Genomic DNA, 18,047 nt, shown 5'->3' on the forward strand with positions numbered 1-18,047 from the left:
TCGCCAAGGAGAGGATTAAGGCGAGGGGGGTGGGCCGGCACCGAACGCACCGCCACGCACACACCCCTCGCCCGCCCCTTCCCCTGTGGAACCAACGCCCATGACGACGGTGTCCTCAACCTCATCCTCGACCGCCGCATCGACCGGCAGTTCGTCGCTGATCGCCAGCGGGTCGGGCACGGGCATCGACTATTCGGCGTTGATCGAGGCGTCGGTGCAGAAGCGCCTGTCCCGCGCCGACCGCATCGACACGACGATCACCGCCAACGAGGCCAGGATCGCCGCCTATGAGGACATGCAGTCGCTGCTGCTGGCGGTGAACACGTCGCTGGACGGGCTGCGCAACCGCAGCGTCTCGACCGGCGCCGGCAGCAACCTGTTCGAGGAACGCACCGCCTATCTGTCGGGCGGCGGCTCCACCGCGGCGGGCGACGTGCTGTCGGTGACCGCGGCGGACGGGGCGGAGACCGGCACCTATTCCATCGTCGTGGAGCAGCTCGCCACCCGCCACAAGATCGGTGCCGCGACCACCGCCAGCCAGGGCGCCGCGCTCGGCCAGTCCGGCACCCTCACGCTGGGCGTCGCGGGCGGCACCGCCGTGTCCATCGACGTGGAGGCCGGGGATTCCCTGACCGACATCCGCGACGCCATCAACGCGCGGAAATCCACCAGCGGCGTGACCGCCAGCATCGTGAAGGTGACGGACAGCCAGTACCAGCTGATCCTCACCGCCAACGACACCGGCAAGGCGATCACCCTCGATGACGGCGGCAGCGGCGTCCTGACCGGCCTCGGCCTGACCGACGCCGACGGCGGCTACGCCAACGAGCTGGTGGCAGCACGGAACGCCGTCGTCACCGTGGACGGGGTGCGGGTGGAGCGCAGCAGCAACACCATCGCCGACGCCGTCGACGGGCTGACCTTCGACCTTTACGCCGCCCTGCCCGGCCAGACGATCGGGGTGGAGATCGGCACCGATCTGGCGTCGATCAAAAGTGCGATCACCGGCTTCGTGGACGCCTACAACGCCTTCCGCGCCTTCGCCCAAAGCCATCAGACCGTCGGCAGCAGCGGCACCGCCGACAGCGACGCCACCCTGTTCGCGGACAGCCTGCTGCGGCAGGTCACCAAGACGGTCTACGACGCCCTGAACGCAAAGGTGACGACGGACGACGGCAACACGCTGTCGCTGGCCAGCCTGGGCATCACCTTCGCCAGCGACAACACGCTGAAAGTGGACGAGACGGCGCTGAACGCCGCGCTGACCGGCGACATCGACGCGGTGCGCGCGCTGCTGGGGCTGGAGATGGCCAGCTCCTCCACCGACCTGAAGCTGCTGCGCTACGACCGCAGCCTCGGCCGAACGGACTTTACGCTGGACATCACGGTAGCCGAGGACGGAACCCTGTCCGGCGCGTCGGTGGACGGCGACGCGTCGCTGTTCCGGGTCAGCGGCAACCGCATCATCGGCAACGACGGAACCGCCTTCGCCGGGCTGGTTCTGGTCTACACCGGCCAGACCGGATCGGTGGACGTCGGCTTCTCGCAAGGGCTGGCGGACCGGCTCTACACCACGCTGAACGGCATCGCGGCAAAGGACAGCGGCGACATCGCCCGCATCGTCTCGCAGCTCGACGCCGACAACACCGACATGACCCGACGGTCCGACGACATCAAGACCAAGGCCGAGGACTACCGCACGCGCCTGACCGCCTACTACGCCCGGCTGGAGGCCAAGGCGGAGGCCGCGAACCTCCTGCTCCAGCAGTTGAAATACAAGGAAAGCAGCGACGATTGACGGCGCCGCGCGCCCATCGACGTCCCCGCGTCCCCATTCGGAGAAGCCGTGCCATGCGCAACCCGACCCTGACCAAGGCCCTGTCCGCCTACGCTTCCGCCAACAGCGCGGCGATGCCGCCCCTGGTTGCCGTCGTCCGCCTCTACGAGACGGCAGCGGCGCATCTGCACCAAGCGCGCGACGCCGCGCGGGACGGCCGGTTCGACGCCCATTTCCAGGCCATGGACCGCGCCATCACCATCCTCTTGGGGCTTGATTCCATTCTGAAATTGGATAAAGGTGGGGATGTCGCGGCAACGCTGCGGCGCTTCTACCGGTCCCTGGTCCGGCAGGCCGGTCTGGCCGCTGCGCGCCGGGATCCCGTGGCCGCGACCGAGGCCATCATCCGCCAGCTGTCCTTCATGACGAAGGCGTGGCAGACCATCGCCGCAGAACGCGGCGTGGTCCCCAGCTCAACCGGTGCTTCGGCCAAAGGGTCGCACGCATCCGTGATCGGGAGATCCATGGATCATGCGCGCGGCCTGTTCGGCTGAGAACGGCACACGTCCGTCCGGCACCCTTCACAACTCCATGTCCGGCAGGAGCGTGAGCGGCTTGGCGGCGGAGACCGACGAGGTCCTGATGGCGCGCATCCGTGCCGGGGATCAGGCGGCCTACCGCGCGCTCGTCCACCGCCACCTGAAGCGCGCCTACGCGCTTGCCCGCCGCATGTCCGGCAGCGACGCCGAGGCGGAGGACATCGCCCAGGACGCCTTCCTCCAGGTCTGGCAGCGGCGCGACCACTGGACCGACGAGGGGGCCAAATTCACCACATGGCTCTACCGGGTGGTGCTGAACCGCTGCATCGACCACAAGCGCCGCCCGGCGGGGGAGGATCTGGACTCGGTGCCCGAGCCGCCGGACCACGCCCCCGACGCGGTCACCCACATCCAGCGCCGGCAGGTGGCAGCCCGGCTGCGCGACGCCCAGGACCGGCTGCCGCAGCAGCAGCGCGCCGCCCTCGCCCTTTATTATAACGAGGGCTTGAGCGGCGCCGAGGTTGCGACCATTATGCAAATCAGCGTAACTGCAGTGGAATCGCTGCTGAAACGCGCCCGCCAGCAGCTTCGCACGCTGTTGCGCGCCAGCGCGCAGGCCGCCAGGGATTCGTTCGAAGACGGATGACGCGATGACCGAAGACGAGTTTCGCGAGCTGCTGGACCGCCACGGCGGCGATCTGGAGCGCTGGCCCCGCGCGACGCTGCGGGAGGCGCGCCGCCTCCTCGCCCAATCCGTCGCGGCCCAGGCCATGCTGGACGAACTGGTGGCGGTCGAACTCGCCCTGGCGGAAACCGACGGCGACGCCACGCCCCCCGCCGATCTGGCCGACCGCATCTTTGAACGGGCTTTTGGCACCAGGACGGCGTCCTCCGACGCCCTGGCGCCCGACGCCGCTCCTTTCCCGGGCCTGAATCGTCCGGTCTGATCCCTTATCCTTCAAAAGCGGGAATGCGCGGCGTCGGCAACCTCCGGCCGCTGCGGCTCAATGCCGCCGCAGCGAGGGGGCCTGGGGGTGGACGCGCCGCGCCGGACGGGCGGGAAGACGCGGCCCCGGCGCCTCCGCACCCGCCCGGCGCGCCAGGGCGGCGGCGCGGCGAAGCTCCGCCGCGATGCGCCCCAGCGCCGCGGACAGCGGCTCGCCCGCGCGGGGATGGAAGACCCGCATGGACGGGTACCAGGGGCGTACGCCGCCGCCGAGATGGGTCCAGTCCCGCGCGCCGAAGCGCCAGACCGGCACGCCCAGCGCACCGGCCAGCTCCGCCACCGAATTGGCCGGCGCGATCACCAGATCCAGGTTGGCGGTGAGCGCCGCCGTTCCTTCGAAATCATTCTTCAGGTCGAGCCGCTCCAGCTCGTAGATGGGAACGCCGAAGCGCGCCTCCGCCCGCTGGATCTCGACCTCGCAGTCGTCGTACTGGAGGTTCACGAAGGTCACCCCCGGCACGCCCAGCACCGGCCCCCAGTCTCCGAGCGGCAGATAGGCCCATTGCCGCTCGACGGTCATCAGCTGGCTGCGCCACGCGATGCCGACGCGCAGGTCCCCGCCGATGCCGTCCAGTTGTTGCCGCCGTTCCAGCACCCGCACCGGGTCGGGAAACAGCCAGGAGGATCGCGGCGGGAAGTCCGCCAGCCCACCGCGCAGGTAACGCGGCAGCGAGCCGGCGGGAATGTGCAGGTCGCAGTCCACCGTCTCCACCAGCGCCCGTCCGCGCAGCGGCTGCTCGGCCCGGACGATGGCCTTGGGGAAGGAGCGGGCGAACAGCGGCAGCAGGCGCGGCTCGCACTCGATGACCACCCCCCCGGCCTGCCGGATGGCGTCGGCGTAGCAGGAGGCGAACAGGAACTCGTCCCCCACCCCCTGCTCCCGCCAGATGAACAGCCGTTTGCCGGCCAGCGGCTCACCGCGCCATTCGGGGATGGAGAAGCGCCGCTCCCGTCCGGCGCGACCGGCGGCGAAGCGGCAAGAATAGTTGGCCCAGCCTTCGACGAGCGCGCCGCTCTCCAGCTCCGCCAGACCGCGGTTGAAACGGGCGAGCGGGTGGCCCGGCGACGCCGCCGCGGCCCGGTCGAACCAGCGCAGGGCATCGGCGCCGCCGCGCCGCTGCACCGTCAAGCCGAGCGTGCACAGCGGATCGGCCAGGGCCGGCGCCAGCGCCAGCGCGCGGCGGCAGGCCCGCTCCGCCTCCTCCAGCCGGCCTTCGCCGCTCAGCGCGTAGGCCAGGACGCCGTGAAGCGCCGCGTGCTGCGGCGCCAGCACCAGAGCCCGGCGCAGCAGAACCCGCGCCTCGGCGAAACGGTCCTGGTCGCGCCGCGCGCCGCCCAGATTGCCGAGCGCGTCCGCTTGACCCGGGTCGAGCACCAGAGCCGTCCGCCACGCCGCCGCGGCCTGGACGGTCGCGCCCAGGTCCCGCAGCGCGTTGCCCAGATTGTTCCAGGTCCCGGCCTGCCGCGGATCGAGCGCCAGGGCGCGGCGGAGCCGGCGCACCGCCACCCGCGGGTGACCGGCGGCCCGCTCCAGCACGGCGAGGTTGACCAGAGCCGCGCCATCGGCGGGGGACAGGGCAAGCACCATGGCGAAGGCCGCTGCGGCCTCCTTCCAGCGTCCGGCGCGGCGGCACGCGTCGGCCAACGCCGCCCACACGTCCGCCCAGCCAGGTTGCAGCCGGGCGGCGCGCCGGAACCAGCGGATGGCCGCCTCCATCCGCCCCAGCCGCGCCGCCGCCAGCCCGAGCAGGAAGGCGCCCTCCGCCCGTGCCGGGTCGTAAAGGACCGCCTCCCAAGGCGAGCGGTGCCCGCCGCGCCGGCCTGCCGCCATGCCGATGCCCCCGATTGCCCAAAAATGTTCCCGCCCTTGATACGGGCCGCTCCGCCGCACTCCTGCGCGGGGCCGGAGCAATTTTTGCAGCCGATGACGAAAACAATCGATCGTTCACGGAGACGGCGGTGCGGCGTGAGGGCACCCTCAGCCCTTGAAGAGCCGGAAGGACTTGCGCTCCGCAAGCGAATTCAGCGGGCGGCGGCCGGCAGCGATCGTCCCGCCCCGTGCAGGAACAGGCTCCAGGCCTGATCGAAGAAGCGGTCCCGGGCCTCGGAGGACGCGTAGGTCATGCGGCCCAGCATGACGTCGTTCGACGGCCCGAGCACGATGGAGTGCAGCAGGTGCGCGGCGATCACGCGGGGGTCGTCGCCGCCCAGCATGCCATCCCACTGCGCCGCGGCGACCAGGGCGACCAGCCGGTCGGTGATCGGATCGCTCTCCCACGGGTCCCTCCGGTCCTCGCCGGGGAGGATCGCTTCGCTCAAGGCGATCCGGTTCAGCGCGATCATGTCCGGTTCGAGGCTGACGGCGAGAAACCAGCGGGCGACGCGCTTCAACCGCGACAGCGCGTCACCGTCCGCGGCGCCGATCTCGGCTTCAAGCCCGTCCAGGGTGCGTGCGCGCATGCGCTCGACCACCGCCGCGAAGAGAGCGGCCTTCGACGGAAAGCGACGATGGATCGTCTCCTTCCCCACACCGCAGGTGGAGGCGACCTGCTCGACCGAGGTCGCCGCGAAGCCCTGGGCCGCGAAAAGCCGAGCCGCCGTGTCGATGATCCTGTTGGGGGTTTCGACGTCCTCCTGGGGAGGGTGGCCGACGCGTGCCGTGATGGGCGACGATTCCTTCATCATTCCTCTGCCTGCACCGCCCGGCCATGGACGGACCGGATATAGCAGACGGGCGCCGCACCGCCCACACCTAAAGCGAGCAAGACCAAAGCGCCGCAGCACCGCAGGGGCCGTCGCTCGCCCCGCACAGGACAACGGGGCGGGAGCGGACGGTCGCCTTTCCCATGACGGGCGTGGACGGCGGGACGCCGCGGGTTGCCGGCGCCCCGGGGCGGCCCTACGCGCTCTTGTTCAGTGACGACAGGAACTCCTCCTCCCACTGCCGGCCCGCCTCCAGTTCGCTGAACAGCCACTCGCGGAACAGCCGGATCTTCGGAAGGTTGGCGGTCGATTTCAGCGTGACGAAGCCATGCCCCTGCGCCCGCAGGCCGCGGGTCGGAAAGGGGACGATGAGCCGGCCCGACAGCAATTCCTGCCGGGCCAGCAGCAGGCTGTCCAGGCACACACCCATGCCGTTCGCCGCAGCGTTGATCGCCATGAAGGAGCGGTCGAAGCGCAGGCCACGCTCCATGTCCAGCTCGACGCCGCGGTGCCGGTTCGCCCAGTCGCGCCAGCCGACGATGTTGATTTCCGAATGGATCAGGATGTGCCGGCTGATGTCCGACGGCTTGCGGATCGGGTTCAGCCCGTTCGCCAGCGCCGGGGAGCACATCGGCGCGATGACGTCGTCGGGAAACAGCTCCAGCACGCAGCCGGCCGGTGGCGGGCCGGGGTTGTAACGGATGTCCACATCCACCGCCCCCGTCGTCAGGTCGATGGGCGAGACCGACGCGCGCAGGCGGATGTCGATGGCGGGATGGATCTCCTTCACCCGCCCCAGCCGCGGCATCAGCCATTGCGCGGCGAAGCTGGGCATCGAGCGCACGGTCAGGATCGTCGTGCCGCTGCCCGTCGTCGTAACGTTGCGGGTCGCCGTGTCGATGCGGGCGAAGGCGGCGATGATCTCCGCGGCGTAGGCCCGCCCGTCGTCGGTCAGCGCGACCGACCGGTGCACGCGGTGGAACAGCCGCAGGCCGAGCTGCTCCTCCAGAATCTTCACCTGATGGCTGATCGCCGAGGGCGTCAGGCCGAGATCCTCCGCCGCCGTTGCGAAGGAACCGAGCCGCGCCGCCGCCTCAAAGGCTTGCAAAGCCTTGATGGAAACCCGTTTTCGCATCGCACCATATTCATGAATTCATTTCAGCATTCGGCAATCTTATTCGTTTGTCGAATTCATCTCAAGACCATAGGATTGTTGCAACGATCGGAGGCCCGAACCATCCGCCCTCCGTACCGAAAAATCATCAAAACCGAGCGAAAACGACGCTCCGCCGCGGCATCCCCAGGGCCGCCACGCCCACGGCCGTCACACCCACGGCCGCCATGGCGGAGCCAGCTTCGAACAAAGGGAGCGAGCATGTTGCTGTCCAACAAGGTGTGCGTGATCACCGGAGCGGCGTCCCAGCGCGGCATCGGCCGGGCCACGGCGCGGCTGTTCGCGCTGCACGGCGGGCGGGCGATCATCCTGGATCTCGACGGCGGTCAGGCCGCCGAAGCCGCCGCCGAGCTGGGCGAGGCGCACCGCGGCATCGCCTGCGACGTGACCGACAAGGCCGCCTGCGTCAACGCCGCCGCCCGTGTGGTCGAGGAGTTCGGCCGCATCGACGTGCTGGTCAACAACGCCGGCATCACGCAGCCGCTGAAGTTCATGGACATCGAGCCGAAGAACTACGAGGCGGTGACCGACGTCAGCCTGCGCGGCACGCTCTACATGAGCCAGGCGGTCGTCCCGCACATGCGCGCCCAGAAGTCCGGCTCCATCGTCTGCATCTCCTCGGTGTCGGCGCAGCGCGGCGGCGGCATTTTCGGCGGCCCGCACTACAGCGCCGCCAAGGCCGGCGTTCTCGGCCTCGCCAAGGCGATGGCGCGGGAGCTGGGTCCGGACAACGTCCGCGTCAATTCCGTCACCCCCGGCCTGATCCAGACCGACATCACCGGCGGCAAGCTGACGCCGGAGCTGCGGGCCGAAATCCTCAAGGGCATCCCGCTGAACCGCCTGGGCGACGCCGAGGACGTGGCGCGCTCCTGCCTCTTCCTGGCGTCGGAGCTGTCGTCCTACGTCACGGGCGCCACGCTCGACGTCAACGGCGGCATGCTCATCCACTGATCCCGAAACGCTGGAGACGACTCCCGTGGACACCACCCAACTGGGCCACAACGTTCCCCTGACCGAACGCGCCTACCGCATCCGCCGCAACGCCGTGCTGATGGGCGAGGTGCAGGGCCAGGGCTACATCGGGCAGGCCCTGGACATCGCCGACGTGCTGGCCGTGTCCTACTTCCACGCCATGCGCTACCGGCCGGAGGACCCGCACTGGGAAGGCCGCGACCGCTTCCTGCTGTCCAACGGCCATTACGCCATCGCGCTCTACGCCGCCCTGATCGAGGCCGGCATCGTCCCGACCGACGAGCTGGAGACCTACGGCAGCGACGACAGCCGCCTGCCGATGTCGGGCATGGCCGCCTACACGCCGGGCATGGAGATGTCGGGCGGCTCGCTCGGCCTCGGCCTCAGCATTGCGGTCGGCATCGCGCTGGGCCTGAAGCGCAAGGCGTCGGACAACCGCGTCTACACGCTCTTCTCCGACGGCGAGCTGGACGAGGGCTCGGTCTGGGAGGCCATCATGTCGGCGGCCCATTACAAGCTCGACAACCTGATCGGCATCGTCGACGTCAACAACCAGCAGGCCGACGGCCCCTCCACCCAGGTGATGGCCTTCGAGCCGCTGGTCGACAAGCTGGAGGCCTTCGGCTGGTTCGTCCAGCGGGTGGACGGCAACGACATGGACGCCGTGGTCGCCGCCTTCGACGCCGCCCGCGACCATCCGGAGCCCAAGCCCCGCATGATCGTCTGCGACACCAAGATGGGCAAGGGCGTGCCCTTCCTCGAAGCCCGCGAAAAGAATCACTTCATCCGCGTGGACGCGCACGAGTGGAAGCTCGCTCTCGACGCGCTGGACGCCGGGAGGACCGCATGAGCACCGCCACCGCCTCTGCCGCCAACACTGCTGCCGCCGCCAAGCCGCGCCTGAAGACCTCCGCCATGATCGCCTCGATCGCGGGCGAAGGGCAGCGCACCAAGCCCGCCCCCTTCGGCCACGCGCTGGTCGAACTGGCCAAGGCCCGTCCGGAGATCGTCGGCCTCACCGCCGATCTGGCGAAATACACCGACCTGCACATCTTCGCCCAGGCCAACCCGGACCGCTTCTATCAGATGGGCATGGCCGAGCAGCTGCTGATGGGCGCGGCCTCCGGTCTGGCGCACGAGGGCTTCATGCCCTTCGTCACCACCTACGCGGTCTTCGCCTCGCGCCGGGCCTACGACTTCGTGCACCAGACGATCGCGGAGGAGAACCGCAACGTCAAGATCGCCTGCGCCCTGCCGGGCCTGACCTCGGGCTACGGCCCCAGCCATCAGGCGGCGGAGGATCTGGCCCTGATGCGCGCCATGCCGAACATGGTGGTGATCGACCCCTGCGACGCCCTTGAGATCGAGCAGGCGGTGCCCGCCATGGCCGCCCACCAGGGGCCGGTCTACATGCGCCTGCTGCGCGGCAACGTCCCGCTGGTGCTCGACGAGTACGACTATAAATTCGAACTCGGCAAGGCGAAGCTTCTGCGCGACGGCGCCGACGTGCTGGTCATCTCCTCCGGCATCATGACGATGCGGGCGCTGGAGGTCGCGAAGGCCCTGGAGGCCGACAAGGTGGACGTCGCCGTGCTGCACGTCCCGACCATCAAGCCGCTCGACACCGAGACCATCCTGGCCGAGGCCGGGCGCAGCGGTCGCATGGTCGTCGTCGCCGAGAACCACACGGTCATCGGCGGTCTGGGCGAGGCGGTGGCCGGCACGCTGCTGCGCGCCGGGGTCGTCCCCAGCGCCTTCCGCCAGATCGGCCTGCCCGACGAATTCCTGAAGGCCGGCGCCCTGCCGACTCTGCACGACCTCTACGGCATTTCCACCGATGCCATGGTAACCAGCATCAAGGGGTGGCTGTAAGCCGCCCCTCACCCCCCGTCGCTCACCCCACCCCGGCTGTCGCAGAAGCGAGGACACCTTAAGAACCGCGCCGCGCCCGTTCCCGATACGCTGAACGACAAAAGACCACAGGAGAGGAAACAATGGACAAGAAACCGCCCCAAACCCCCGCTCACTCGACCCTGGGCCTTCTTCGCCCGAGCCGCCGCGCCGTTCTGGCCGCCGCCGCCGCCGTGCCGCTGGTGACCATCCTCAAGCGCCCGGCCAACGCCGCCGAGTTCCAGTTCAAGTACGCCACCGGCCAGGACCCGACCCACCCGGTCAACATCCGCGCGCAGGAGGCCATCGACCGCATCCGCGAGGCGACGTCCGGCCGGCTGGACATCAAGCTGTTCCCGGCCAACCAGCTCGGCAGCGACACCGACCTGCTGGGGCAGGTGCGCAACGGCGGCGTGGAGATCTTCAACCTCTCCTCGCTGATCCTCGCCACCTTCGTCCCGCTGTCCGGCATCACCAGCATGGGCTTCGCCTTCAAGGACTACGACGCGGTCTGGCAGGCGATGGACGGCGAGCTGGGCAAGCATGTCCGGGCGGAGATCGCCAAGACCCCGATCATGACGCTCAGCAAGATCTGGGACAACGGCTTCCGCCACGTCACCTCCTCCACCCGCGTCATCAAGACGCCGGAGGACATCAAAGGCTTCAAGATGCGGGTGCCGCCGGCGCCGGCCCTGACCTCGCTGTTCAAGGCGATCGACGCCGCCCCGGCGCCGATCAACTTCAACGAACTCTACTCGGCCCTGCAGACCACCGTGGTGGAGGGGCAGGAGAACCCACTGGCGATCATCGCCACCGCCCGCCTGTACGAGGTGCAGAAGTCCTGCAGCCTGACCGGCCATGTCTGGGACGGCTATTGGGTGCTCGGCAACAAGCGCGCCTTCGCCCGCCTGCCCGCCGACATCCAGGCCATCGTCACCCGCGAACTGGACCGTTCGGCGGACGACCAGCGGGCCGACATCGCCGCACTCACCGAATCGCTGCAGAAGGACCTGTCCGCCAAGGGGCTGACCTTCCACACCATTGACCGCGAGCCGTTCCGCAAGGTCCTCGCCGGGACGAACTTCTACGCGGAGTGGAAGGAGAAGTACGGGTCCACCGCCTGGGACCTGCTTGAGAAGGTGACCGGCAAGCTGGGCTGACGCGGTCCGCCGACGCGGCCGGCCCTCCGGTTCCCGAAGGACCTGCAGGGCCGGCCGCCTCCCCACAACCGATCGTCCCCACCACCGATCGTTCATGCGAAGGGCTGGTTACCATGAACACTCCCGTCAACACGGCGGACGCCGCCGTTCACGGCGCCGGGCGGCCATCGGGCGCCGGCACCGGCTGGCTCGACCGGCTGGACCGCGGCATCGGGCTGCTGGTCGAGACGCCGGCGGCGCTGCTGGTGCTCGCCGAGGTCGGCGTCCTGCTGGTCGGCGTCATCTGGCGCTACCTCCTGCACAGCCCGATCATCTGGTCGGACGAGCTGGCCTCCATCCTGTTCCTCTGGCTCGCCATGTTCGGCTCCGTCGTGGCGCTGCGCCGGGGCGAGCACATGCGGATGACCGCGATCGTCGGCATGCTCCAGCCCCGCACCCAGGCGTTCCTCGACGTGGTGGCGATCACCGCGGCGCTGGCCTTCCTGCTGCTGATGGCCGAGCCGGCCTACGAGTTCGCGGTGGAGGAGGTGTGGGTCACCACCCCGGCGCTGGACATTCCCAACTCCTGGCGGGCGAGCGCGCTGCCGGTGGGCTTCGTCCTGATGATCGCGGTGGCGCTTCTCCGGCTGGCGCGGCTGGGCCGTCCGTCCGACGTGCTGCGGGCGGTGGTGGCGGTCACGGCGGTGGTCGGCGTCATGGCGCTGGCGGCGCCGCTGTTCGCCGGGCTCGGCAACTACAACCTGCTGCTCTTCTTCGTGGTGGGCGTCGGTGCGATGGTGTTCCTCGGCCTGCCCATCGCCTTCGCCTTCGGTCTGGCGACCTTCGGCTATCTGGCGCTCGCCACCTCGACCCCGGCCATCGTCATGGTGGGCCGCATGGACGAGGGGATGAGCCACCTGATCCTGCTGTCGGTGCCGCTGTTCGTCTTCCTCGGCCAGCTGATCGAGATGACCGGCATGGCCCGCGCCATGGTCGGCTTCCTGGCCAGCCTGCTCGGCCATGTCCGCGGCGGCCTGTCCTACGTGCTGATCGGCGCCATGTACCTCGTCTCGGGCATTTCCGGGTCGAAGGCGGCGGACATGGCGGCGGTCGCCCCGGTGCTGTTCCCCGAGATGAAGGCGCGCGGCGCCAAGCCCGGCGACCTCGTCGCCCTGCTGTCGGCCACCGGCGCCCAGACCGAGACCATCCCGCCGTCGCTGGTCCTCATCACCATCGGCTCGGTCACCGGCGTGTCCATCGCCGCCCTGTTCACCGGCGGCCTGCTGCCGGCCGTCGTCCTGGGCGCGGCGCTGGCGGCGCTGGTGTGGTGGCGCTACCGCCACGAGGACCTGTCGCACGTCCGCCGCGCCAGCAAGGCGGAGATCGGCAGAGCCTTCTTGATCGCGCTGCCGGCCATCGCGCTGCCCTTCATCATCCGCGCCGCGGTGATCGAGGGCGTGGCGACCGCGACCGAGGTCTCGACCATCGGCATCGTCTACGCGGTGGTCGCCGGCCTGCTGATCTACCGCCAGTTCGACTGGCGCCGCATCTACCCGATGCTGGTCGAGACGGCGTCGCTGTCCGGGGCGATCCTGCTGATCATCGGCGCCGCCACCGGCATGGCCTGGGCGCTGACCCAATCCGGCTTCTCCAGCTCGCTGGCCGAGGCGATGCGGGCCCTGCCGGGCGGCGTGCCGGTCTTCATCGTGGTGTCGATCGTCGCCTTCATCATCCTGGGCAGCGTGCTGGAGGGCATCCCCGCCATCGTGCTGTTCGGACCGCTGCTGTTCCCCATCGCCCGCCAGCTCGGCGTGCATGAGGTGCACTACGCGATGATCGTGATCCTCGCCATGGGCATCGGCCTGTTCGCCCCGCCCTTCGGCGTCGGCTACTACGCGGCCTGCGCCATCAGCCGGATCAACCCCGACGAAGGCATGAAGCCGATCATCGGCTACCTCGTGGCGCTGACCATCGGCCTGATCGTCGTCGCGGCGGTGCCCTGGATCTCCATCGGTTTCCTGTGATCCGTCTTCCGGCCCGGTCCCCCGATTTCCCGACGAGTGGATCGGGCCTTCCTCTCCCTTTTCAGTTCAGGAAAGTGATACGGCCATGACGACGGTGGGCTTTATCGGCCTCGGTTCCATGGGCATGCCGATGGCGTGCAACCTGCTGGCCCGCGGTTTCGCGCTGCGCGGCTTCGACGTGCGGCGCGAGAGCGTCGCGGCCCTGGAGGCCCGCGGCGGGCGGGGGGTGGACAGCGCCGCCGCCGCCGCCGACGGGGCCGACGCCCTGGTCCTGATGGTGGTCAACGCCGCCCAGGCCGAGTCCGTCCTGTTCGCTCAGGGCGCGCTGGACAAACTGCCGGAGGGCGCCACGGTGATCCTGATGGCCACCTGTCCGCCGGACGCCGTCGCCGCGCTCGCCGCGCGGGTCGAGGCGGCGGGGCGGCGCTTCGTGGACGCCCCGGTGTCGGGCGGGACGGTCGGGGCGGTGGCCGGAACGCTCTCGATCATGGCGGCGGCCCCGGCCGCGGTGGTGGAGCGGGTCCGCCCGGTCCTGGCGGCGATGGGCGACAAGGTCTTCCACGTCGGCGAGGCGCCGGGGCAAGGCGCTACGGTGAAGACCGTCAACCAGCTGCTGTGCGGCGTCCACATCGCCGTGGTGGCGGAGGCCTTCTCGCTGGCCGCCAAGGCCGGCGTCGATCTGGCGGTCCTGCTGGAGATCATGAGCGGCTCCGCCGCGTCGAGCTGGATGCTGAAGGACCGCGGCCCGCGCATGCTGGAGGCCGAGCCGGGCATCACCAGCGCGGTGGACATTTTCGTCAAGGACCTCGGCATCGTCCTGGAGGCCGGGCGCGGCGCCAAGGCCGCCCTGCCGCTGGCCGCCGTCGCCCACCAGATGTTCCTCTCCGCCTCCGGGCGTGGCGAGGGCACCATGGACGACAGCCAGGTGATCCGCAGCTATCACCTTCTGAACGGCGTCACGCCGGGGTGAGACGGCTCCAACGCCGGCAACCGCAAAGCTGGTCCAGGCGGGACGGGTGTACGGTCATCGGCTCCCCTTACCGTTCCCACCGGCGGACGATGGCGTCGATGGTGCCGTCCCGCTTGAGCTTTTCGTAGGCCGCCTGCAACCGCTCGGCCTTTTCCGCCCGCAGTTTGGGGACGGATATGTAGCGCGGCACCATGGCCAGCGGCTTGGGCAGGATCTTCACCGAACCCGTCCGCCCCTCGCTGTCGGCAAGGTAGCGGAGCACCTGGAGGTCACCGGCGATGGCGTCGACACGGCCGAGAAGCAGGCGGCGGAAGGACACGACGTTGCTGCTGCTGCGGACCCGCTCGAACAGGGGGGATTTGTCGAACTCGGGGGTGTATTCGAACCCGTCGACGACGCCGATCCGCAGACCCTGCAAATCGTCGATGCGCGCGTAGGTGATCTCCGAATTGCTGCGGACCATGAGCACGGTCGCGCCGACACGGTAGGGTCCGACCAGATGCCCCCGCTCCAGACGACGCGGTGACGTGAAGAACTGAAAGGCGACGTCCACCTCGTTCTCATCGTGAGCCCGCACCACCTCCGGCCAGGCCATGGGGCGGTGAACCGGGTAGACGCCGATGTCCTTCAGCATGGCATCAACGATCTCCGTGTCCATTCCCGTCCGCTTGCCGCGCTCGGTGAAATTGTACGGCGGGAAATAGTCCTCGGACGCGACCGTCCAGTTCTCCGCGCGCGCCGGGGCCACGGCCATAAGCAGGGCCAGAACCAAGGCGGCGACCAGCAACCGCGCCACCCCCGCCAAACACGCGCGCACCCTCGTCCTCATCAACCCTCTCCGCTCACATCCCGACATCGCCTGTCGCCGGGCACCGCGTACAGGGCAATCCGGTCGCCCTCAATGGGAAAAGAGCGGGCGGGTGTGATATCGCACCGGAGACGGCGGAGGGGACCGGCCCCACAATGGCCCCCAATGGAGGGAGCCGGTCCCACTCACCACGCCGGTCAGGCGGCGGCACGCAACCGCATCGCCCCGACCAGATCCTCGATGGTCACCACCGGCATGCCCTGGCGCTCGGCGAAGGCGACCAGCTCGGGCAGGCGGGCCATCGTGCCGTCAGGGTTCATCACCTCGCACAGCACCCCCGCCGGACGGCGTCCGGCCAGGGTGGTCAGCTCGATGGTCGCCTCGGTGTGGCCGCGCCGCGCCGCCAAGCCCCCGGCGTGCGCGCGGATCGGGAAGACATGGCCCGGCCGGGCGAGGTCCTCCGGCCGGCAGCCATCGGCGATGGCGGTGCGGATGGTGGTCACCCGGTCCGCCGCCGACACGCCGGTGGACACGCCCTCCCGCGCCTCGATGGAGACGGTGAAGGCGGTGCCGAAGCGCGCCGTGTTGCTGCCGACCATGGGCGGCAGGTCGAGGCGGCGCGCGTCGGCGTCGGTCAGGATCAGGCAGACGATCCCCGACCCTTCGCGGATCAGCAGAGCCATCTGTTCGGCGGTGATGGTTTCGGCGGCGTAGATCACGTCGCCTTCGTTCTCGCGGTCCTCGTCATCCACGACGACGACCCCGCCGCCCTGGCGGATGGCCTCCACGGCGCGCATCACCCGTTCCTCGGCGGTGCCGAAGCGGTCGAGAAGGCCGGTGGAGGACGTGGTAGAAAGCGGGTTGCTGGCAAAGGTCTGATTCATGGTTCTCACTCCGGTTGGGGCGAGCCTGAATCAGGGCGCAAAGAGACATCCGGCGGTGCACGGGATGTCCCGCGCGGACCACCGTCGCAGGCCAGCGCACGCGGACCGCGCCCGACGCCATGCGTTGCGGGCGGACCACGGTCGATGACCGGCTCGTCCTCTTCCATCCGGACTGTTACCGTCGGCTCCGGCCTTGAACCGGATCTGCTGTCCTCCCGGCCTGACGGCCGGGAGCGCTCGCGGGCTCCCCCTCTTGCGAAGGGCTACCGCCGGTCGGGATTTTCACCCTGCCCTGAGAACAAGCGTCTGTTGCGCCGCCCCCGGCTGGGGACGGCACCGCCAGCGTCCCCCAGCGGGCCGGGCAAAGTCAAGACCGCTTCGCCCCGCCCACCGGCCCCTCCGTCCGGCGCAGCAGGTAATCCAGCCCGCCCAGCCGGTACCAGCGGTAGCCGTAGGGCTCCAGCACCAGACGGTGCCGCCCGTCCTCCTCGGGGTCGTTGTGGTCCTCGGCCAGCAGATTGACCAGCCGCGGCGATTCCCCCGTGCCATCGACCGCCAACGCGATCTCGTGGGGACGGTCGTCGAGGTTGTGGACGACGAGCACCGAGTTGTTCCTCCAGTCGTAGCGGATCGCCAGCACCGCGTTCGATCCGGTGGGCAGCACCTGGAAGTCGCCCCAGCCGATTTCCGGGCATTCCTTGCGCATGCGGATGATGCGCTCGGTCCAGTTCAGCAGGGCCGACGGGTCGCGGCGCTGGTGGGCGGCGTTGATCCGCTCATAGCCGTAGGCGCCGCCGCTGATGACCGGGTGCACGGGGTCGGCCGCCTTGGTGAAGCCACCCTGCGGCTCGTCCGACCACTGCATGGGGGTGCGGGCGCACTCGCGCTCCGGCAGGGACAGGTCGTCGCCCATGCCGATCTCGTCGCCGTAGCGCAGCACCGGCGTGCCGGGCAGCGTGAACAGCAGACTGTAGGCCAGCTCCAGCCAGCGCCGGTCGCCGCGCAGCATCGGGGCCAGCCGCCGCCGGATGCCGCGGTCGTAGAGCTGCATGTCCTTGTCCGGTCCGAAGGCGTCGAACACGCGCTTGCGCTGCGCCTCGGTCAGGCGCCCGAGGTCCAGCTCGTCGTGGTTGCGCAGGAACAGGCCCCACTGGTTGGTGCTGGGGCGCGGCACACGGGTGACGTCCAGCGCCTTGGCCAGCGGCCGCGTGTCCGCCGTCGCCAAGGCGTAGAACAGGTTCTGGTTGACCTGGAAATTGAAGACCATCTGCATGCGGTCGCCGTCGTCGCCGAAATACTCCTGATCGACGGTCGGCAGCACGTTGGCCTCGGCCAGCAGCACGGCGTCGCCACACCGCCACTGCACGAACTCCCGGAAGGTGCGGAGCATGTCGAACTGCTGCTTGGGCTTCTTGACCTCCGGCCCCTTGGTCGCGATGACGAAGGGCACGGCGTCCATGCGGAAGCCCGACACGCCCAGCTCGATCCAGAAGCCCATCACCTTCAGCAGCTCGGCCTGCACCTCGGGGTGGGCGGTGTTCAGGTCCGGCTGGAACTCGTAGAAGCGATGGAAGTAGTAGGCGCGGGCCTCCTTGTCCCAGCTCCAGGTCGTCTTCTGCACGCCGGGAAAGACGACGCCCTGGTCGGCGTCGGCCGGCTTCTTGTCCGACCAGACGTACCAGTCCCGGTAAGGGGAGTCCGGGTCCTGGCGCGCCGCCTGGAACCAGGGGTGCTGGTCCGACGTGTGGTTGACCACGAGGTCGATGATGACGCGGATGCCGCGCTGCTTGCAGGCGTGGCTGAACTCCACGAAGTCGCCCAGCGTGCCGTAGCGCGGATCGACGTTGTAATAGTCGGCCACGTCGTAGCCGTGGTCGCGCATCGGCGACGGCTGGAACGGCCCCAGCCAGAGGCAGGTCACGCCCAGCCCCTGCAGATAGTCCAGCCGGCGCTGCAACCCTTGGAAATCGCCGATCCCGTCGCCGTTGGCGTCCATGAAGGTGCCGACCGACAGGTTGTAGATGACCGCGTTCTTGTACCAGAGATCCTTGATCATGGCCCGCCCCGCACAAAACTGCCTAGGCCATAACAGGGCCGACCGGCCGAGGTCCCGCCACTCCGCCGAGCCAACCGTAAGGGGGTGTCCTACGCCCTTAGGAAA

At 69.6% G+C, this 18,047-nt stretch carries 16 protein-coding genes and 1 riboswitch; of the genes, 10 read left to right on the plus strand and 6 right to left on the minus strand.

Translation table 11 applies throughout. The annotated features are described in order from the left end of the window. The first annotated feature begins 100 nt into the window (after positions 1–100). From fliD to ACWPN7_RS14980, 4 genes are read left to right on the plus strand one after another with little or no spacing between them, the layout of a single operon-like run. A complete protein-coding gene (gene fliD, locus ACWPN7_RS14965) occupies positions 101–1,798 on the plus strand; it encodes a flagellar filament capping protein FliD (protein ID WP_492273347.1) in 1,698 nt (565 codons plus the stop codon). 53 nt (positions 1,799–1,851) lie between these two features. Further along, positions 1,852–2,331 (plus strand): flagellar export chaperone FliS, encoded by a 480-nt coding sequence (locus ACWPN7_RS14970; RefSeq protein ID WP_459196914.1) that lies wholly within the window; start codon positions 1,852–1,854, stop codon positions 2,329–2,331. A 52-nt stretch (positions 2,332–2,383) separates the two neighbouring features. Then, on the plus strand, positions 2,384–2,962 hold the full coding sequence (locus ACWPN7_RS14975) for an RNA polymerase sigma factor (RefSeq protein WP_041814143.1): 579 nt from the start codon (positions 2,384–2,386) through the stop codon (positions 2,960–2,962). Positions 2,963–2,966: 4 nt separating this feature from the next. Further along, a complete protein-coding gene (locus ACWPN7_RS14980; protein WP_459196913.1) occupies positions 2,967–3,263 on the plus strand; it encodes a hypothetical protein in 297 nt (98 codons plus the stop codon). Between the two features lie 57 nt (positions 3,264–3,320). Here the strand turns inward: ACWPN7_RS14980 and ACWPN7_RS14985 are convergent, their stop codons facing one another. The 3 genes from ACWPN7_RS14985 to ACWPN7_RS14995 all read right to left on the minus strand — a co-directional run bounded on the left by ACWPN7_RS14985 (position 3,321) and on the right by ACWPN7_RS14995 (position 7,160). Then, positions 3,321–5,153, minus strand: coding sequence for a tetratricopeptide repeat protein (locus ACWPN7_RS14985; protein ID WP_492273348.1), 1,833 nt, complete (start codon positions 5,151–5,153; stop codon positions 3,321–3,323). A 191-nt stretch (positions 5,154–5,344) separates the two neighbouring features. After that, entirely contained in the window at positions 5,345–6,007 is a 663-nt protein-coding gene (locus ACWPN7_RS14990; RefSeq protein ID WP_247887691.1) for a TetR/AcrR family transcriptional regulator, read from the minus strand. Positions 6,008–6,221: 214 nt separating this feature from the next. Beyond that, the gene (locus tag ACWPN7_RS14995; protein ID WP_038529260.1) at positions 6,222–7,160 is read right to left on the minus strand and encodes a LysR substrate-binding domain-containing protein; all 939 of its coding nucleotides are present in this window, start codon (positions 7,158–7,160) and stop codon (positions 6,222–6,224) included. A gap of 240 nt (positions 7,161–7,400) precedes the next feature. Between ACWPN7_RS14995 and ACWPN7_RS15000 the strand changes: the two genes are divergently transcribed. From ACWPN7_RS15000 to ACWPN7_RS15025, 6 genes are all read left to right on the plus strand, one after another. Beyond that, positions 7,401–8,150 (plus strand): SDR family NAD(P)-dependent oxidoreductase, encoded by a 750-nt coding sequence (locus ACWPN7_RS15000; RefSeq protein WP_200775870.1) that lies wholly within the window; start codon positions 7,401–7,403, stop codon positions 8,148–8,150. Between the two features lie 25 nt (positions 8,151–8,175). Continuing rightward, complete coding sequence (locus tag ACWPN7_RS15005) at positions 8,176–9,021, plus strand: transketolase (protein ID WP_459196911.1); 846 nt, start codon at positions 8,176–8,178, stop codon at positions 9,019–9,021. Continuing rightward, the gene (locus tag ACWPN7_RS15010) at positions 9,018–10,043 is read left to right on the plus strand and encodes a transketolase family protein (RefSeq protein ID WP_038529267.1); all 1,026 of its coding nucleotides are present in this window, start codon (positions 9,018–9,020) and stop codon (positions 10,041–10,043) included. Before ACWPN7_RS15005 ends, ACWPN7_RS15010 begins: the two co-directional genes overlap by 4 nt. 122 nt (positions 10,044–10,165) lie before the next feature. Then, positions 10,166–11,221 carry a TRAP transporter substrate-binding protein gene (locus ACWPN7_RS15015; RefSeq protein WP_103040199.1) on the plus strand — a complete coding sequence of 352 codons (1,056 nt, stop codon included), beginning with the start codon at positions 10,166–10,168 and terminating at the stop codon, positions 11,219–11,221. A 113-nt stretch (positions 11,222–11,334) separates the two neighbouring features. Then, complete coding sequence (locus ACWPN7_RS15020; protein WP_459196910.1) at positions 11,335–13,224, plus strand: TRAP transporter large permease; 1,890 nt, start codon at positions 11,335–11,337, stop codon at positions 13,222–13,224. Between the two features lie 40 nt (positions 13,225–13,264). Further along, complete coding sequence (locus tag ACWPN7_RS15025; protein WP_459197002.1) at positions 13,265–14,194, plus strand: NAD(P)-dependent oxidoreductase; 930 nt, start codon at positions 13,265–13,267, stop codon at positions 14,192–14,194. 67 nt (positions 14,195–14,261) lie between these two features. On the opposite strand, the gene ACWPN7_RS15030 is transcribed toward ACWPN7_RS15025, so the two are convergent. From ACWPN7_RS15030 to ACWPN7_RS15040, 3 genes are all read right to left on the minus strand, one after another. Further along, a complete protein-coding gene (locus ACWPN7_RS15030; RefSeq protein ID WP_081862962.1) occupies positions 14,262–15,023 on the minus strand; it encodes a substrate-binding periplasmic protein in 762 nt (253 codons plus the stop codon). A 176-nt stretch (positions 15,024–15,199) separates the two neighbouring features. Then, positions 15,200–15,886, minus strand: a complete 687-nt coding sequence (ribB, locus tag ACWPN7_RS15035; RefSeq protein ID WP_456530571.1) for a 3,4-dihydroxy-2-butanone-4-phosphate synthase — start codon at positions 15,884–15,886, stop codon at positions 15,200–15,202. A gap of 151 nt (positions 15,887–16,037) precedes the next feature. Further along, positions 16,038–16,190, minus strand: a riboswitch (FMN riboswitch). A 63-nt stretch (positions 16,191–16,253) separates the two neighbouring features. Further along, a complete protein-coding gene (locus tag ACWPN7_RS15040) occupies positions 16,254–17,942 on the minus strand; it encodes an alpha-amylase family protein (RefSeq protein ID WP_456530572.1) in 1,689 nt (562 codons plus the stop codon). Positions 17,943–18,047: the final 105 nt, after the last annotated feature.

This window comes from Azospirillum sp. UENF 312511 (genome assembly GCF_058780635.1).

What these genes read in the sequence shown, in the direction of transcription:
- fliD (WP_492273347.1), top strand. Translation starts at nt 101, where the DNA reads ATGACGACGGTGTCCTCAACCTCATCCTCGACCGCCGCATCGACCGGC.
- ACWPN7_RS14970 (WP_459196914.1), top strand. Translation starts at nt 1,852, where the DNA reads ATGCGCAACCCGACCCTGACCAAGGCCCTGTCCGCCTACGCTTCCGCC.
- ACWPN7_RS14980 (WP_459196913.1), top strand. Translation starts at nt 2,967, where the DNA reads ATGACCGAAGACGAGTTTCGCGAGCTGCTGGACCGCCACGGCGGCGAT.
- ACWPN7_RS14985 (WP_492273348.1), bottom strand. Translation starts at nt 5,153, where the DNA reads ATGGCGGCAGGCCGGCGCGGCGGGCACCGCTCGCCTTGGGAGGCGGTC.
- ACWPN7_RS14990 (WP_247887691.1), bottom strand. Translation starts at nt 6,007, where the DNA reads ATGATGAAGGAATCGTCGCCCATCACGGCACGCGTCGGCCACCCTCCC.
- ACWPN7_RS14995 (WP_038529260.1), bottom strand. Translation starts at nt 7,160, where the DNA reads ATGCGAAAACGGGTTTCCATCAAGGCTTTGCAAGCCTTTGAGGCGGCG.
- ACWPN7_RS15000 (WP_200775870.1), top strand. Translation starts at nt 7,401, where the DNA reads ATGTTGCTGTCCAACAAGGTGTGCGTGATCACCGGAGCGGCGTCCCAG.
- ACWPN7_RS15010 (WP_038529267.1), top strand. Translation starts at nt 9,018, where the DNA reads ATGAGCACCGCCACCGCCTCTGCCGCCAACACTGCTGCCGCCGCCAAG.
- ACWPN7_RS15015 (WP_103040199.1), top strand. Translation starts at nt 10,166, where the DNA reads ATGGACAAGAAACCGCCCCAAACCCCCGCTCACTCGACCCTGGGCCTT.
- ACWPN7_RS15020 (WP_459196910.1), top strand. Translation starts at nt 11,335, where the DNA reads ATGAACACTCCCGTCAACACGGCGGACGCCGCCGTTCACGGCGCCGGG.
- ACWPN7_RS15030 (WP_081862962.1), bottom strand. Translation starts at nt 15,023, where the DNA reads ATGAGGACGAGGGTGCGCGCGTGTTTGGCGGGGGTGGCGCGGTTGCTG.
- ribB (WP_456530571.1), bottom strand. Translation starts at nt 15,886, where the DNA reads ATGAATCAGACCTTTGCCAGCAACCCGCTTTCTACCACGTCCTCCACC.
- ACWPN7_RS15040 (WP_456530572.1), bottom strand. Translation starts at nt 17,942, where the DNA reads ATGATCAAGGATCTCTGGTACAAGAACGCGGTCATCTACAACCTGTCG.